Origin of the sequence: uncultured Paenibacillus sp. (assembly GCF_963515335.1) — a bacterium.
GTDB lineage: Bacteria > Bacillota > Bacilli > Paenibacillales > Paenibacillaceae > Paenibacillus_I.
The window spans coordinates 1-16,940 of the sequence record NZ_CAUPYC010000081.1; the positions used below are offsets into that span (position 1 = coordinate 1).

General features: G+C 53.8%; 13 protein-coding genes and 8 tRNA genes. 20 read left to right on the forward strand and 1 reads right to left on the reverse strand.

Annotated features, from left to right (window positions below; all coding sequences use genetic code 11):
* Positions 1 to 93: 93 nt before the first annotated feature.
* The 9 genes from RWM61_RS18095 to RWM61_RS18135 all read left to right on the forward strand — a co-directional run bounded on the left by RWM61_RS18095 (position 94) and on the right by RWM61_RS18135 (position 3,963).
* Positions 94 to 169, forward strand: a tRNA-Val gene (locus RWM61_RS18095).
* Between the two features lie 6 nt (positions 170 to 175).
* Positions 176 to 250 (forward strand) — tRNA-Gln (locus RWM61_RS18100).
* A 13-nt stretch (positions 251 to 263) separates the two neighbouring features.
* A tRNA-Lys gene (locus tag RWM61_RS18105) sits at positions 264 to 339 on the forward strand.
* Positions 340 to 351: 12 nt separating this feature from the next.
* Positions 352 to 434, forward strand: a tRNA-Leu gene (locus tag RWM61_RS18110).
* Positions 435 to 576: 142 nt separating this feature from the next.
* A complete protein-coding gene (locus RWM61_RS18115; protein WP_314003407.1) occupies positions 577 to 1,125 on the forward strand; it encodes a zinc-ribbon domain containing protein in 549 nt (182 codons plus the stop codon).
* 149 nt (positions 1,126 to 1,274) lie between these two features.
* Entirely contained in the window at positions 1,275 to 1,793 is a 519-nt protein-coding gene (locus tag RWM61_RS18120) for a hypothetical protein (protein ID WP_314003409.1), read from the forward strand.
* Between the two features lie 230 nt (positions 1,794 to 2,023).
* Positions 2,024 to 2,989, forward strand: a complete 966-nt coding sequence (locus RWM61_RS18125) for a hypothetical protein (RefSeq protein ID WP_314003411.1) — start codon at positions 2,024 to 2,026, stop codon at positions 2,987 to 2,989.
* Between the two features lie 448 nt (positions 2,990 to 3,437).
* Complete coding sequence (locus RWM61_RS18130; RefSeq protein ID WP_314003413.1) at positions 3,438 to 3,623, forward strand: hypothetical protein; 186 nt, start codon at positions 3,438 to 3,440, stop codon at positions 3,621 to 3,623.
* Complete coding sequence (locus RWM61_RS18135; protein WP_314003416.1) at positions 3,613 to 3,963, forward strand: type II toxin-antitoxin system PemK/MazF family toxin; 351 nt, start codon at positions 3,613 to 3,615, stop codon at positions 3,961 to 3,963. Before RWM61_RS18130 ends, RWM61_RS18135 begins: the two co-directional genes overlap by 11 nt.
* 56 nt (positions 3,964 to 4,019) lie before the next feature.
* Here RWM61_RS18135 and RWM61_RS18140 read toward each other — a convergent pair whose 3' ends face one another.
* Positions 4,020 to 4,577 carry a hypothetical protein gene (locus tag RWM61_RS18140; RefSeq protein WP_314003418.1) on the reverse strand — a complete coding sequence of 186 codons (558 nt, stop codon included), beginning with the start codon at positions 4,575 to 4,577 and terminating at the stop codon, positions 4,020 to 4,022.
* Between the two features lie 825 nt (positions 4,578 to 5,402).
* Between RWM61_RS18140 and RWM61_RS18145 the strand changes: the two genes are divergently transcribed.
* The 11 genes from RWM61_RS18145 to glmS all read left to right on the forward strand — a co-directional run bounded on the left by RWM61_RS18145 (position 5,403) and on the right by glmS (position 16,617).
* Positions 5,403 to 5,477, forward strand: a tRNA-Gly gene (locus RWM61_RS18145).
* A 6-nt stretch (positions 5,478 to 5,483) separates the two neighbouring features.
* A tRNA-Arg gene (locus RWM61_RS18150) sits at positions 5,484 to 5,560 on the forward strand.
* A 14-nt stretch (positions 5,561 to 5,574) separates the two neighbouring features.
* Positions 5,575 to 5,651 (forward strand) — tRNA-Pro (locus tag RWM61_RS18155).
* A 12-nt stretch (positions 5,652 to 5,663) separates the two neighbouring features.
* Positions 5,664 to 5,737: transfer RNA gene (locus RWM61_RS18160), tRNA-Gly, on the forward strand.
* A gap of 140 nt (positions 5,738 to 5,877) precedes the next feature.
* Positions 5,878 to 8,685, forward strand: coding sequence for a phosphoenolpyruvate carboxylase (gene ppc, locus RWM61_RS18165; protein WP_314003420.1), 2,808 nt, complete (start codon positions 5,878 to 5,880; stop codon positions 8,683 to 8,685).
* A 229-nt stretch (positions 8,686 to 8,914) separates the two neighbouring features.
* The gene (sigW, locus tag RWM61_RS18170; RefSeq protein ID WP_399538976.1) at positions 8,915 to 9,472 is read left to right on the forward strand and encodes an RNA polymerase sigma factor SigW; all 558 of its coding nucleotides are present in this window, start codon (positions 8,915 to 8,917) and stop codon (positions 9,470 to 9,472) included.
* Positions 9,473 to 9,586: 114 nt separating this feature from the next.
* Positions 9,587 to 10,219, forward strand: coding sequence for a zf-HC2 domain-containing protein (locus RWM61_RS18175; protein WP_314003423.1), 633 nt, complete (start codon positions 9,587 to 9,589; stop codon positions 10,217 to 10,219).
* 255 nt (positions 10,220 to 10,474) lie between these two features.
* Positions 10,475 to 11,308, forward strand: coding sequence for a diadenylate cyclase CdaA (cdaA, locus tag RWM61_RS18180; protein WP_314003425.1), 834 nt, complete (start codon positions 10,475 to 10,477; stop codon positions 11,306 to 11,308).
* A complete protein-coding gene (locus RWM61_RS18185) occupies positions 11,301 to 12,749 on the forward strand; it encodes a CdaR family protein (protein ID WP_314003427.1) in 1,449 nt (482 codons plus the stop codon). The genes cdaA and RWM61_RS18185 overlap by 8 nt, the downstream gene beginning before the upstream one ends.
* Positions 12,750 to 12,884: 135 nt before the next feature.
* On the forward strand, positions 12,885 to 14,225 hold the full coding sequence (glmM, locus tag RWM61_RS18190; RefSeq protein WP_314003429.1) for a phosphoglucosamine mutase: 1,341 nt from the start codon (positions 12,885 to 12,887) through the stop codon (positions 14,223 to 14,225).
* A 559-nt stretch (positions 14,226 to 14,784) separates the two neighbouring features.
* Positions 14,785 to 16,617: a glutamine--fructose-6-phosphate transaminase (isomerizing) gene (gene glmS, locus RWM61_RS18195; RefSeq protein ID WP_314003431.1), complete on the forward strand. Its 1,833-nt coding sequence runs from the start codon at positions 14,785 to 14,787 to the stop codon at positions 16,615 to 16,617.
* The last annotated feature ends 323 nt before the right edge of the window (positions 16,618 to 16,940 follow it).

Consider the following 16,940-nt stretch of genomic DNA (forward strand, 5'->3'; position numbering starts at 1 on the left):
AGACACCTCCCTTTCACGGAGGTAACAGGGGTTCGAATCCCCTACGGGTCACCATTTTTTCCAATTGCCGTCTAGCCGTACATAACCGTATGAGGACGCTTAGCTCAGCTGGGAGAGCATCTGCCTTACAAGCAGAGGGTCGGCGGTTCGATCCCGTCAGCGTCCACCATCTCATTGGGGATTAGCCAAGCGGTAAGGCAACGGACTTTGACTCCGTCATGCCTAGGTTCGAATCCTAGATCCCCAGCCATTGTTACCCGCAAGAGCCATTAGCTCAGTTGGTAGAGCACCTGACTTTTAATCAGGGTGTCGAAGGTTCGAGTCCTTCATGGCTCACCATTTTTTATCCGCGCGCGTATGGCGGAATTGGCAGACGCACCAGACTTAGGATCTGGCGAGAAATCGTGGGGGTTCAAGTCCCTCTACGCGCACCACCTACATAAGAATGCCGATTGGATCCCTTGGATCTGATTGGCTTTTTTGATTTGATTGGACATACGAAGGGCTTGATAAGAAACCACAACCCAGAAATCGGTAAATTCGTTTTTCGTGATATAATATAAGTCAATAAGGCTTGTGCGGACACCTTATCCGGGTGATATCGACCTGGCTGTTGTACTGTCTCACTTCGACGAACTTCCCGTGCTCGCCCGGTTTTGCCGGCAAATGTCTTCCACTACTCATGCGTGGGAAGTATTTGTATTTAGCATCGACAGAAGATACTTGGGACGTATTTGCCACAAACGCGAATGCCCTGGCCGCTTTCATTGTGAAGCAAAAGACTGTGGCAAGACACCTCATTTACGCAACATTCGTGGTTTCCGTTTCGATCCGGCGCTATTTCTTGCTCCTGAATTGAAATTGCTGTGGAAACGGCATGAAGAGAGTATTTTGCTCGGATGGCGTAAAGATATGAACCTGATAGCACCACGTCTTAAAACATATGAATCCATACGAATCAAATGTTGGGAATGCGGAAAAAGGTTCGTATTTACAGCATCGGAGCAAAAGCATTTTGAGAAACACGGTTGGGACGAGCCGAAACGTTGCCCGGAATGCCAAGAGAATCAATGGTTCAGCAGCACGGAATTTGGCCTTGAGGGGGACGACGAAGATTCTATATGAACGAGCCGATATTGCTCAAATTGTTCAAAGAATTGAAGAAACATGCACTTAGCAAACTGATTCCGGTCTGTCGGGATAGATCGTTTCGATCGTTGATGGAGGAAATCCAAACGGCAGGGCTGTGAATTCGTAATGGAAGGGAGTCACTCGTGTCTAAATACTTGGAGCAACTTAGTCCAGAAGAGGCAAAATCTCTTTTGCGTCTTCTTTCAAAGGAAAACAGTAAGCTGGCGGCTCGCATAGAGGAACTGGCAAAAGCTAAAATAAGCGATGTGGATGCAGATAACGTCGCGGACGATGTTTATAGGGTACTTGTCAGCATAGATGTCGAAGATTTGTGGAATCGTCCAAATGGATCTAATCGTTTCCGTTATGTGGAGCCGGTTGAAGCAGCGTATGAAATGGTGGAGGAGGCGCTTGAGCCTTTTGCAGAACAACTGAAGAAGTATCGGAAGCTGGCTATGTATCAAGAGATGAAGAGGGTCGGACTGGGCATAGCCAATGGAATTCTCAAATTCACCAAGGAAGGCCAGACTGAATTCAAGAAATGGGCGCCTGATGATGCTATGGAATGGTTAGGCGGATTGTTAATGGAGTGGGAAAAAGGATGCACGGATGAAAATGAGAAAAAATGTATTCGTGAAATGAACCAACTTCTGGAGGGATAGTTTATCAGACGAAACGTCTGAACCCTTGATTGGTCTGGATATGCGATAGCTGCCAGGTGGATGAAGGATTTGAAGAAGGTATGCGAACAGCGTTGGAAAGAAGGCAAGTGGAACGGTTATTACCGGCAAATCACGACCGAATACCACCGGTCGTTGATGGAAGAGATTCGTTTTGCTGGTTAATAACGCTTATATCACCGAAATAATCGATCAAATCATGGGAAGAGGGAGTGCATCTGATCATTAGCTGGGCTGATAAAACGCCGTCCTCAAAGAGACAGGAATTCCTGGATGAATTAGCGTTGCCCGAGGAGAGGAAGGAAGTCATATCCTCCGCAGAGACTTTGCTGGATGAAATCGAAGCATTTGCGAAAAGAGTGGAGAACGGCGACTATTGCGACGGCTGGGGCTGGGATGAGGAGATTCGTGAAGAACGGGATTGGGGAGATGAAGGCTGGGCCGATGAAATGGACGAATTGTTTCTGCAGGCCAGAAGCTTATTGCTGCAAGGGGAATACAGGCTTGCTGAGGATGCGTACACCAAGCTATTCGACATACTTGAAATGGGGCAGGAGCCTGGGCATCTTCCGGGAAACCCCGATTACAGCACGATGTTGAAAGTGGATTTGATGGAGCAGGTTGCGCTCTTCCTCCGATGCATATACATGAATGCCGCTCCGCTGGAGCGTCCGGCTTGCGTTTATGAAGCGATGAATAATTATGGATATTTGACCCACGAGTTGAAATTGCAAAGCATCATAAATGCTTCCGATTCCGTGCTGCCTGACCTCGATGGTTTCCTCGCCGAGTGGATCGACTTCTTGACCCGGCAAGGGGGAGTGCACGTTAGTGTTTGGCTCCGGGAAGCGGTATGGCTCAAAGGAGGCATCCCCGCTATTTCTGCCTTTGCAAGGCAATCTGCGGATCAGTATCCAAGGGCATATATGGATTGGATTGAGGGTTTAGAGAAGGAAGCGGATACCGAAGCGGTGATCGCGGAAGCTACCATAAAGCAGCGGGACTTGCAGTGGCGATGGCTGAAGTGTTGGCTAGCAGGGAACGGGAACAGGAAGGAAAGAGCTTTATTGAAAAATACAGGAGCAAATATCCCCGGCACTCCGCATTCAGGAGCGAGCTTGCAGCATCCATGCAGGCATCCCATTTTTACAATACAATGTCAAAGAAGTGAATCATAGAGCTTGAAAAATACATAGGTGCATCCTTACGATTCTTGAGGCAGAGGAAATGTCAGTCACAGTGATTCCTATATCAATCAATAAATTCGTGTCATCCTATATGAAAAACAATCCTAAGGAACATAGACAAGATGTCGTTATAAACTTGAAAGCGGCGGTTACAGCCAAACATGAGGGAGCTTGCTGCAGCCAATGCGGGCAACCAATTTGGGCGATTGGAACAGCAATCGCAGGATGGAATGTCTGTTTCACTTGCTTGACGGGTGAGGCTGATGACTCCGAAGATTACGAAATCGATCAGGTTTGTTGAGTATGTATCAGCAAGAAGATAATGTTCATTGCTATGGGGGCTCAGGGTAACGATAATTCAAGTGTTGCACGCATTTACGTATTCGTTTATGGACTTCGAGCCTGTATATTTGCTAAACTACAATTGAGGTGAGAAGAAATGAGCCAAGTGGAAGAAGTGCTGCAACACGTCTCAGAATTGTCCAAGGCTGAGCAATTGCGCGTCTATCTTGATCTGCATCGTCGTCTTCAGGAGGATGTCGATCAGTTGGGCTTTCTAAAGCTAAGCGAAGATGCGCTTAAAGATTGGGACAATGAAGAGGACGACGTGTACAATGGCATTTAAACAAGGTACAGTGGTTCTGATTCCATTTCCATTCTCGGATTTAACCGGATTGAAGCAGCGCCCGGCGCTTGTTATGTGTTCAGAGGAGAGTCAGCAGGAAACCCGTCAGGTTATCTGCATGATGATTACTTCGACAGCAGCTACGCTCTCCACTGACTATAGTTTGACGTCATGGCAGCAAAGCGGGTTGCTGAAACCTTCAGTCGTTAAAGTGAATCGGATATTTACGATTAATTCTGATTTGGTCAAGCGAGCAATGGGGGAGCTGCCGGGTCATGATGTCGAACAGATAAAATTGCGATTGTTTCAAATTCTTGGTTTCCAAAATGAGAAAGACTGAGAGCACTCATTTCTTGAGAAGCTCCAGTCTTTTGCTTTACTAAGTTTATTCGAGCTTCATATGCTCCACCGGACTGTAACGCTGGTGCTGCTCTCTAACTTCGTTGCTAAAGAGCCTGACGTAGGTATGCACCATTTCGAGCGATGAGTGGCCCAGTATTTGTTGGAAAACGGGTCACCGCCGTTTCGGATGTACATTTTCGCCATCGTGTGGCGGAATGTATGAGGCGATACCCGAACGCCGGTGATTCGAGCCATTTTTCCGTAGTCAGTGATCCGCAGTTCTCCGCGCAGGTTAAGGTAACCCCGCATATGGGCCAGACCTCCGTCCCGCAATTCCTTCACCATGAGTTGAACGAGTGGGATAAAGGAGGCAGCAGTGAACGGTTCGTCCTTGATCAACAAAAAAAGTTGGAAGCCGGAGAGATGGTATTCATAAAAGGCAAGCGTGCGAGGAGGCAGATTGCGGTAGCGGCCATCTTGCAGAAAGCGATCCACCGCTTGTTGATAGCTGGGCAGGTCAAACGTGGAGGGTTGGATTTCGGGGAGAGAGGGGGTTCGATTTTGGACATGTTGAAAAAGCTCCTTCCTTGATTGGATGATGTGGGTCGGCAACGAACCGCGTTCCCGGCTGCTGATCCGCGCTATACAGCCGCGTCAGACACGAGAATACCAAGCTCTAGACCAAAGGTTTAGCGCGGGCTGTTTTATCCAACTCACCATATTTATCAAGGGCGGAGAGCTTTCCAAGTTTGGCGCTGCAATGTGTCGGCCACTCCAGACTTAGGAACTGGCGGGAGACCGTGGGGGTTCAGGTCCCTCTACGCGCACCATACATACAACAATCCCTTGTGTATCAAGGTGTTTTTCTTTTGTCGTTTCCGGTTTGATCTCCGGCTGCGAGCCGGGTATTTCATTCGGGTTATTATCGTTGAAACCGATCAAGCGGACCATCTCCTTTCGACGTATATTGATTATTACCCATTGATGCAAGGCAAGCTTGCATCGCGATGATGACGGCCGGTTTTGTCCTGTTCAAGCGGGAAATATACGGACTGCCTAAACAGGCGGGTCAGCGGATAAGCAGCCATGCGACGAAAAACCAGAACGGTGAGCACACGAGCAGCGCATTGTTTACTCCGGCACGGAGGCTTCCTTCTCTCAGATCCATAAAGATCTCTCCCCGCATATTTGGTGGGCGATGATGACGGTTGCATTTTCCCACAACGGTATTCGGAAACTTTTGGGAATCTGTTTGTCCGGTGTGCATATTCCTATTGTATGCGCATTCAATAGACTGCATACGTTTACTTCGACAAGGAAGCACCCCTTCCTTTAAATTCCTTACCCTTTTTTCATAAAAAACATTTGCTTTTTGTTTTGAAACCTGATATATTATCAATTGTCGCCTCGAACAATGAGTTGTTCAAGACGTACCTTGCGGAAGTGGCTCAGCGGTAGAGCATCGCCTTGCCAAGGCGAGGGTCGCGGGTTCGATTCCCGTCTTCCGCTCCATTTTTTGTGCCCTTAGCTCAGCTGGATAGAGCGTTTGACTACGAATCAAAAGGTCGGGAGTTCGAATCTCTCAGGGCACGCCATTATCATTACATTTCGGGACGTAGCTCAGCTTGGTAGAGCACCTGGTTTGGGACCAGGGGGTCGCATGTTCAAATCGTGTCGTCCCGACCATAGTCGTCCGATGCGGGTGTAGTTCAATGGTAGAACTCCAGCCTTCCAAGCTGGTAGCGTGGGTTCGATTCCCATCACCCGCTCCATTATGAATGCGCAAAGCCTTGATATTCAAGGCTTTTTTCATTGTTTTTATTTGCCATAGGCTTCAACCCTTACGCGTTTTGTAGTATGATGGTTTAAGTGAATTTATTGATGATGCGTTAGAAAGTCAGGAGGAAGGCTTATGTCGGATCAAGCGGTGACACAATCGCCGGCGAACCGGTCGCAGACGAACAATCTGCTGCGCAGGGACGTTCGGTTTTTGGGGAATATACTGGGGGAAGTATTGGTTCACCAAGGCGGACGCGAGCTGCTGGACGTCGTGGAGAACATCCGGGAGATGAGCAAGTCTTTGCGTGCCGAATACATTCCGGAGCTGAACGAAGAATTCAAGAAGCTGATCGAATCGCTTAGCCCTGACATTCGTCACCAGGTTATTCGGGCTTTTGCGATTTATTTTCAATTGGTTAATATCGCCGAGCAGAATCACCGGATTCGCCGCAAACGCGATTACGAGCGTTCCGCCGGCGAAGCGGTACAGCCTGGGTCTATCGAGAGCGCTATCCAGGATCTGAAGGAACGCGGCATTCCGGTTGAAGACGTTAAGGCGATGATGGCCGACATTTCGCTTGAGCTGGTCATGACCGCCCACCCGACGGAAGCGACGCGCCGCGCGGTGCTCGACATTCACAAGCGGATGGCGAACGATGTCATGGAGCTCGATAATCCGACGCTCACCTATCGTGAGCGCGAGAAGCTGCGGGAGAAGCTGTTGAACGAGGTACTTACCTTGTGGCAGACCGACGAGCTGCGCGACCGCAAGCCCACGGTTATCGATGAAGTGCGGAACGGCCTGTTTTATTTTGAGGAAACGTTGTTCGACGTCATTCCCGACGTATACGAAGAGTTGGAACGCTGCCTCGAGAAATATTATCCGGGCGAGCAATGGCATGTGCCCGGCTATCTGCGGTTCGGCTCGTGGATCGGCGGCGACCGGGACGGCAATCCGTCCGTTACGGCGAACGTAACTTGGGAAACATTGACGCTGCACCGCCAGCTGGCAATCAAGAAATACAAAGAAGAGCTGAAAGAATTGATGGGGCTGCTGAGCTTCAGCACGAGCATCGTTGCGATTTCCGACGAGCTGAAGGAGTCGATCCGTCAGGACAAGCAGAACATCGACGTGGTTCGTTGTCTTGAGCTGTGGCGCAACGAGAAGGAACCGTACAAAATCAAGATCAGTTACATGCTCGAGAAGCTCAGCAATACGAAATCGGAAGAACTGAAGGGCTCGCCGAAACGCTACAACACTCCGGAAGAGCTGAAACAGGACCTGCTTATTATCGACCGCAGCCTGCGCCACCATTTCGCGGATTATGTAGCCGATACGCATATCCGCAAGCTGATCCGTCAAGTCGAGCTGTTCGGCTTCCACCTGTCAGCGCTCGACATCCGCCAGCACAGCAAAGAGCATGAGAACGCGATGACGGAAATTTTGGCGAAAATGAACATCGTGAACGACTACGCCTCGTTGACGGAAGATGAGAAAATCAAGCTGCTGCACGATTTGCTGAACGATCCGCGGCCGCTGACGTCCGGTCATCTCGATTATTCGGAGTCGACCAGAGAATGTCTGGACGTTTATCATACCGTGTACCGGGCTCAGCAGGAATTCGGCAAGGAGTGTATTTCGAGTTACTTGATCAGCATGACCGAAGCGGCCAGCGATCTGCTCGAGGTTATGGTGTTTGCGAAGGAAGTCGGCCTATTCCACAAGGAGTCGGACGGCACGGCGCGCTGCACCCTGCAATCGGTGCCGCTGTTCGAAACGATCGAAGACCTCCATGCGGCGCCGGGCATTATGAAGCGGCTGTTCGAGCTTCCCGTCTACCGCAGCGCGGTAATGGCGATGAGCAATATGCAGGAGATCATGCTCGGCTACTCGGACAGCAACAAGGACGGCGGCGTGGTGACCGCCAACTGGGAGCTGCGCGTAGCGTTGAACGATATTACGGCGGTCGGCAAGGACTACGACGTCAAGCTGAAGTTCTTCCACGGCCGCGGCGGCGCTTTGGGCCGCGGCGGTATGCCGCTTAACCGCAGCATCCTGGCCCAGCCTCCGCATACGGTCGGAGGAGGCATCAAGATCACCGAGCAGGGTGAAGTGCTATCGTCCCGCTATGCGATGCAGGGGATTGCGTACCGCAGCCTGGAGCAGGCGACCTGGGCGCTTGTAACGGCTGCCCGGCTCGCGAAGTTTCCCCAACAGGATGGGGCGTCGGTGGCGGAATATGAAATGATCGCGAAGCAGATTTCCGAGACGGCTTTGAACAAATATCAGGACCTTATTTTCCGGGATCCGGATTTCTTGACCTTTTTTAAAGAGTCCACGCCGCTGAACGAAATCGGAGAGCTGAACATCGGCTCGCGGCCGTCGAAGCGCAAAAACAGCGACAGGTTCGAGGATTTGCGCGCGATCCCCTGGGTGTTCGCATGGACGCAGAGCCGTTACCTGCTTCCGGCCTGGTACGCGGCGGGTACGGCGCTGAACGAATATGTCGGCGGCAGCGACGAGCGGCTCGATACGTTGAAAAAGGCGTATGCCGAATTCCCGTTCTTCCGCTCGCTGATCGACAACCTGCAGATGGCGCTGGCCAAGGCGGATCTGCATATTGCCAAGGAGTATGCGGGCATGATTAAGGATGCCGCGATTCGCGACAGAATTTTCACGATGATTGAACGCGAATATGAGCTGACTTCCGCTATGATCCTGCAAATTACCGGACAAAGCGAGATTCTGGACAACGTGCCGGTCATCCAGGAGTCGATTCGGCTCCGCAATCCATATGTCGACCCGCTCAGCTACATGCAGGTGCAGCTTCTGAACGAGCTGCGCGCGCTGCGGGCGGCCGAGGGAGACGACAGCGAGCTGCTGCGCGAGGTGCTCCTGACGATCAACGGCATTGCCGCGGGACTTCGGAATACGGGCTGATTGCCGGATATCGTGAATTTCGGCAGGCCGCGATCGCTCCACAATTTCAGCATTGCAAAGAGCCGGGTACGGGAGGTCCGCTTCCCGGCCCGGCTCTTGCACATTTGCTCTCCCATAAGGTACCATGGCAGGAAAGGGTCCGACGTACGGCACGGCATGCATGGCATGGCCGATCGGTCGGAATTGCCGGTTGATCCGGCACGTCTGGAGGAACGAGTTCGTGATATCAATGGAAGCGCGCCTGGCGCGGCTGGCTTTGAAGGGGGACCAACGGGCATTCGCCGAGATCGTCTCCTTGTACCAGGATAAGCTTTATCATATGGCGCACCGCATGCTGAACAATCGCCAGGAGGCGGAGGACGTCGTGCAGGAGACGTTTTTACGCGTCTACAAAAACTTGGACCGGTACGATGACACGATGAAGTTCTCGACCTGGATTTACCGGATCGCCACGAATTTGTGCATCGACAGGCTGCGCAAGCGCAAGCCCAGTTATTCGCTGGATGCCGAATCGGCGGACCATGAAGGGCTGGACGGTTATTCGATGATTCCGAGCGACGACCGCACTCCGGAAAGCGAAATCCTGCTGTCGGAGCTGCAGGAGACGATCCGGCAAGCGATTGAGACGCTGCCTCCGAAGTACAAAACGGTCATGGTGCTTCGCTATTTGCAGGACATGTCCTTGCAGGAAATCGGGGAAGTGCTGGACATGCCCGTTACGACGGTCAAGACACGCGTTCATCGGGGACGGGAATTCATGCGCAAGCGGCTCGCCCGGCATATGTGACTCGATGCGGCATCGGCGGGGACGCCGAAAAAAAGTGAAACATCTTATCCGGCAACACGTATCGTATATCAACAAGCTAATGTGCAAGTCACATAAAGGAAAGGACTGGCTGCCATGGATTGCAACGTCGCCTCGTCACGTATGCATGATTATTTGGACGGCGATTTGCCGCGCGAACACTCCGTCAAGCTGAAGGCTCACCTGCTCGCGTGCCCGTCATGCAGAGCCCGGTACGAAGAGCTTGAGCGTACCGAAGCGTTCGTTCAGGCAGCGCTGTCCGCCGATAAACGCGATACCGCCGGAGACGGCGTTTACGATTCCGATGCCCTGACGGCCCGTGTGATGAACGGCTTGCCGAAGCGCCGACCGCATGCGTTCACCGGCTGGCTCCGCAACCATCCTGCGATTACGGTTGCCGCCGTTTTCGCGTTGGTCATGCTGTCGAGCTTCCTCACGATGTGGGAGCAGGACAGCGAGCTGATCGTAAGGGGAACGAACCTGGATCAGGTCGTCATTGCCGGTAATACGGTGACGATTCCGGCCGGCGCCCAGGTCAAGGGCGATCTGACCGTCGAGAACGGGACAACGGAAGTTTACGGCGAAATCGACGGCAATCTGACGGTTATCGACGGATCGCTCAATCTGGCGTCGACCGCCAAAGTACTCGGAAACGAACGGACGATCAACCAAGCGCTGGATTGGTTCTGGTACAAGGTGACGAGCACGGTGAACGGGCTCGCGTCGTAACGACAAGGCCTCCCGAGATGCGGGAGGTTTTCGCATTTTACTTAATTAAGAAAGTATACATTTTCGGGTGACCGAAAACAGCTTTCTGATCAGCGATAAAACCTACCTCTAAACGCGGTCGCTCATCTTCGAAAGACCTCGATAAAGGTTTTCTCATGAGTTTTTTGTCTGTTTGGGAGGATTTATCGGGTGCGATCCAGAAAATAATAAAGTTATAGAAAGAGAACCTGTGCAGCCGTCATAGGGGGCGTATACGTGAGTTATTTTGCCGACTTAACCTGGAACCAATGGATTAAGGATATTATCGACGTGGCGATCGTCAGCTACATCATTTATAAATTGATGCTGCTCGTGCGCGGAACGCGGGCCGTGCAGCTGCTGAAGGGGATTTTTGTTCTTGTGGCGACCTGGGCCATCAGCACATGGTTCAATCTGTATACGCTGAAATGGCTGATGAACCAGATGTTCACTTTCGGGGTCGTCACCGTCCTGATCATTTTTCAGCCCGAGCTGCGCCGGGCGCTTGAGCAGTTGGGGAGAGGAAAGCTTTTCGGCCGTTCGACGGTTGAGGATACGGCTATTACGGACCGGATCGGCGAGATCATTAAGACCGTCAATTATTTATCCAAGCGAAGAATCGGCGCGTTAATCGTTTTCGAGCGGGAAACCGGGCTGAACGAATATTTGGAATCGGGCACCGCCATGGAGGCGCGCATGAGCTCGGAGCTGCTGATCAACCTGTTTATCCCCAATTCTCCTCTGCATGACGGCGCCGTTATCGTGCGCGGCAACCAGATTATGGCGGCCGGCTGTTATTTGCCGCTGTCCGAAAATCCGTTCATCAGCAAGGAATTGGGTACCCGCCATCGGGCCGCGATCGGGGTGAGCGAGGTTACGGATGCGATTTCGGTTGTCGTCTCGGAGGAAACGGGTCAGGTATCGCTGGCGTTGAATGGCCAGGTCGTCCGGGATATTAAGGAGGAGTCGCTGGTCTCGAAGCTGTTCGAGGAGCTGAATCCGCGAAACACGGCCGATCGCACAGCCGCGAAGAAGCCTTTCTGGCGGAGGAAGGAGGATGCCAATGGATAAGTGGCTGAACCATCCGACCTCGCTGAAAATCATCTCGCTTACGATCGGCCTTCTGTTGTGGGCGGTCGTTCGTTACGACCCCGAGTCGACGCCCAATCAAGTCGCGTCGTCGGTTGACACGCAGGAGTTTGCGGCCGTGAAGATCGCGACGGAAGGGCTCGACGAGGCGACCCAATCGCTCCGGTCGATTGAGCCGAGCGTTGTGCGGCTGGTCGTCGAGGGCAGTCGTTCGGATTTGCGGTTGGCCTCGAACGACGACTATAAAGTGTGGGTCGATATTACCGGTCTGGCCGAAGGCGAGCATGAGCTGAACGTACGTTACGAGATGCCGCCGCGGGTCCGTGTACGCCAGATTTCGCCCGCACGGGTGAAGGTCAGCATCGTTGCCGTGCAAACGAAGGAATTCGAGGCCTTGATCTTGACGAGCGGAACGCCGGCGAACGGGTATAAGGTCGGCGAGCCGGTCGTGAAGCCGAACAATCGAGTTTTTGTGACGCTTGCGAAGGATTTGCTGGACCGGGTTGAGACCGTGTCCGCCCTGCTTGATGTGGAAGGCATAGACGAGAATGTCGTCGAGAAAAAGCTGCGGCTTGCCGCCTACGATGCCCAAGGCAACGAGATCAAGGAAGCGCGGCTGCGGCCGAACGTCGTGGAAGTCGAAGTGCCGATCACGAAGCCGTTTAAGAAGGTGCCGCTGCAGCTCGGTTTTGCCGGTAAACTGCAGGAAGGGTTGAGTATCGCTTCTCTCACGCCGGCAACCGAATCCGTTACGGTTTACGGACCGCAAGCCGCGCTCGATCGGTTGGAGTTTTATGAGGGAGCCGTGGTCAACCTGGCGGCGATTAAACAATCGGGCACATTTACGCTCGACCTCAAGCCGACAGGCGAGCTGGCGGCCGTCGAGCCTCAGAAGCTGGAAGTCGGCATCGTCGTAGAGGCGTCGGAGACGCGGACGCTTCCGCGGATTCCGGTAACGATCCGGGGCCTGCAGGAGGGGCTGACGGCGACGATGGCGCTTCCCGCGGGAGGCGTCACCGATTTGATCGTCGTCGGGGCGCCGAGCGTGTTGGCCAAGCTGACGAACAAGGATGTTCAAGCGATTGCCGATTTGAACGGGCTTGCGCCGGGACGGCATACGGTGCCGCTGAATGTCCTTCTTCCGCAGTTCGTCTTACCGGGCTTCGACTCACCGCCGTCGGTCGTGATCGACATAACGGACGATCCGGAGAACGCGGATGCCGCTTCTGCGCCGGATGACGGAGGGAACACGATCGACGAACCGGCAGCGGCCGGCGAAGCGGGGGCGGGTGCGGAGTCGAAGACCGGAACAGGGAGAGACTCGGGTACGGGGACAGGAGCGGACACGGACACGGGCACGGGGAAGGGCTCGGGAGATGCGGTCTATACGGATGCCGCGGCCGGCGTGCCTGACGCCGGGTAGGACAATGGGCCCGGTACTCCGGGGAAAATGATTCCGCAACCGGATGCAACGACGGCTGCATCCTGTATAATTTATGAGTGGCATAATACCGAACCGTGGGCGGTTCGCAGCGATAAAGGAGATCAAGCGAGCGGTATGGGAAAATATTTCGGAACAGACGGAGTTCGCGGCGTCGCGAATGTGGAATTGACGCCGGAGTTGGCCTATAAAATCGGCCGGTGCGGCGGATATGTTTTGGCAGGGCAAGTGGAGAAACCGAAGGTCGTCATCGGCCTGGATACACGTATTTCGGGTCCGATGCTGGAGGCGGCCTTGACGGCCGGCCTGCTGTCGATCGGCGCGAGCGTGATCCGTATCGGCGTCGTTTCGACGCCGGCAGTCGCCTATTTGACGAGAGTGCTCGGCGCCGATGCCGGCGTCATGATCTCGGCCTCTCACAATCCGGTAGCCGATAACGGCATCAAGTTTTTCGGCGCGGACGGCTTCAAGCTTTCGGACGATACGGAACTCGAAATCGAACGGCTGATGGATGCCGTGGCTGATGGGCTGCCGCGTCCCGCAGGCGGGGATATCGGGACGGTCACGGTGGATGAGGCAGCGAAATACCGTTATCTCGATTACTTGAAAACGACGATCTCGCATTCGTTCGAGGGCATGAAGGTTGTGCTGGATTGCGCGCATGGAGCGGCTTACGAGCTGGCGCCGCGTATTTTTCAGGAGCTTGGCGCGGAAGTCGTGACGGTAGGCGCCGAGCCGAACGGGCTCAATATCAACGACGGCGTCGGCTCAACCCATCCGGATTATTTGAAGGAGCAGGTGCTGGCCCATAAGGCCGACATCGGCCTGTCGTACGACGGCGATGCGGACCGGCTGATCGCGATCGACGATAAGGGTGAAGAGGTGGACGGCGATTATATTCTCTGTATTTGCGGCGATGCGATGAAGCGGGCAGGCAAGCTGGCCCATGACACCATCGTGACGACGGTTATGGCGAACATCGGCTTTTTCAAGGCAGCCGGACAGCTCGGTTTGAAATCCGCGCAGACGGCGGTCGGCGACCGTTACGTGATGGAAGAGATGCGCAAGGGCGGGTATAACCTGGGCGGGGAACAGTCCGGCCATGTGATTTTCCTCGATTATAACACGACCGGGGACGGGATCCTGACCTCCCTTCAACTGGTGGATACGTTGGTTGCTTCGGGCAAAAAGCTGAGCGAAGCGAAGGCGATTCTACGCAAATATCCCCAGGTGCTGGTCAATGTACGCGTGGCAGACAAAAGCCTGTATAACGGCAATGCGGCGATCGGTAAAGCCGTTTCCGATGTAGAAGCCGAGCTCGGCGACAACGGGCGCGTTCTGGTTCGTCCGTCCGGCACGGAATCGCTGATCCGCGTTATGGCGGAAGGACCCGACAAGGAGCAGGTTGCCGCCTTCGTTTCACGCATCGTTGACGTTGTTAAGGCTGAATTGGGCTGATGTTTCACGAATCCCTCCGCCGTGTAAAGCTTAGCAGGGGGATTCCGTTCTTTTTCGGATTTACCCGGCGGATCTCATGGTTGCATATGGGCAAGGAAACGAATAAGATAAGGATTATGACTCAAGAAGGAAAGGCAGGGCAGAGGTTGTACTGTTCCATAAGCGCCAGAGCTTGCAAGAAGCCGGCTGTCGGGGGATGCTGATTGTTGGATGGCGGACTTCGCGAGGCGGCAGACGCAAGCTGACGAGGTGGGGGTGTTCGAAGTTGTTCGGCGGGGACCTCCCGGTTGACCATTCCAACCGCAAGCCGATATTCCAAAACGACGCGGGCAACCGGTCGGACAAAGATGCGGCGGAATGCTGATAATAAACGTGTGGAAAGCCAAAATATAAATGAAGGCACTCCTGAATGTCCCCGACACCGATGAACGCCATGGGTAAGGGCAAACTATTCGCACACCGGAACCGTTCGGGAGAACCAAATACGCCTTTACCTGCTTGGTAACGGCCCTCCGGGACATTCGGGAGCATGGAGCCGACAACGGAGGATTATTTAAACATGTGCGGTATTGTGGGATATATCGGTAAACGAGATTCGCAGGACATTCTGATCGAAGGGCTCAAGAAGCTGGAATACCGGGGATACGACTCCGCCGGGATCGCGGTTTTTACGAGCGAAGGATTGCAGGTAACGAAGTCGAAAGGCCGTTTGGCCAATTTGGAGGAAAAGCTTCAGGGCGAGCCGTTGAACGGGACGGTCGGCATCGGCCATACGCGCTGGGCGACGCACGGCAAGCCGTCCGACGTCAATTCGCATCCTCATACGGACAACTCACATAAGTTTTCCGTCGTGCACAACGGCATCGTCGAAAATTATCTCGAGCTCAAGGAAGAGCTGTCGATCAGCGGGCACCGGTTCGTATCGGAGACGGACACGGAGGTCATTTCCCATCTGATCGCGGAGGAATATGACGGCGACATCGTCAAGGCGGTTCAACGCGCGGTGAAAAGAATGCGCGGCGCCTTCGCCCTCGGCGTACTGACGGAATACGAGCCGGAGCGGCTTGTGGCGGTTCGTTATGCGAGCCCGCTGGTCATCGGCATCGGCAAGGGCGAGAACTTTATCGGTTCCGATATTCCGGCGATCCTCGAGCATACGCGCGACGTATACATTCTGAACGACGGCGAAATGGCGGTTCTGACACGCAGCGGTGTCGAAGTGATGACGACGGAAGGCGAAATTATTTCCAAGGAAATATTTCATGTCGACTGGGATCTGATCACGGCGGAGAAAGACGGTTTCGACCATTTCATGCTCAAGGAAATCCATGAGCAGCCGAAGGCGTACCGTGACACGATGCGCGGCCGCATCTCGGAGGACGGCCAATCGGTCGTGCTGCCGGAGATCGGCATGACGCCGGAGTACATCCGCGGCATCAGCCGCGTCCACATCGTCGCGTGCGGCACGGCGCTGCATGCGGGGATGGTCGGCAAGAACGTCATCGAGAATCTTGCGCGGATTCCGGTAGAGACGGATGTCGCGTCGGAATACCGTTACCGTGACCCGATCATCACGAAAGATACGCTTGTCATCGTCGTCAGCCAATCCGGCGAGACGGCTGATACGCTTGCGGCATTGCGCGAAGCGCAGCGCAACGGCGCGCGCGTACTGGCGATCACCAACGTAGTCGGCAGCTCGGTTGCCCGTGAAGCGGATGACGTGATCACGACATGGGCAGGTCCGGAAATCGCGGTCGCCTCGACCAAGGCGTATACGTCCCAGCTCATCGCGTTCTATCTGTTCGGGCTGTACCTGGCGCAAACGCTCGGTACACGCGACGAAGCTTATGTGTCATCGGTCATCGGCGCGCTGCAGCTGCTGCCTGAGCAGGTCGAGACGATTCTCGAGCAGTCGGCGGTACTGAAGCAGATCGCCGATTCGATGGCGCATCACCACAGCCTGTTCTTCCTCGGTCGCGGCATCGACTGGGCGGTTGCGCAGGAAGGCTCGCTGAAGCTGAAGGAGATCTCGTACATCCACTCCGAGGCGTATGCGGCCGGTGAATTGAAGCACGGCACGCTTGCCTTGATCGAGGAAGGCACGCCGGTCATCGCGCTGGTGACGCAGGAGGACCTGTACGAGAAGACGCTGAGCAACATCAAGGAAGTGAAGGCGCGCGGCGCCCACGTCCTCGGCGTCACGAACCAGGCCAACCAGCTCGAGGTCGCCAAATCGGTCGATGAGCTGTTCGCCATCCCGAACACGCTGCCGCTGCTTACGCCGGCGCTGTCGGTCGTGCCGCTGCAGCTGATCTCCTACTACGCCTCGCTGGCGCTCGGCCATGACGTGGATAAGCCGCGGAATTTGGCGAAGAGTGTTACGGTGGAGTAGGGAAGGGTAGCAAAGGCCTGACATTTGTTGATAAACAATAATATTATGAAGTTGCCAATAAAATCTTGAAATATCAATTTTAAATTTGAAGTTGCAAATAATATTTTGAAGCAACTGTGAATATGAAATTAATAATTTGCTAAGAATGGCCAATTAGATTTTTCAAAAACAGTGCGCCCACCATTTGGTGGGCGCATTTTTAGTGGAGGCGATGGGTTCCGGCATGACACTGGGCCGTTCAGCGAGGTGTGAGTCATGGTATTATTGCGGTAACTATTCAGTAAACCCGCTTAAATAAGCTGAAGCTGTTTTCGGAATTGCTT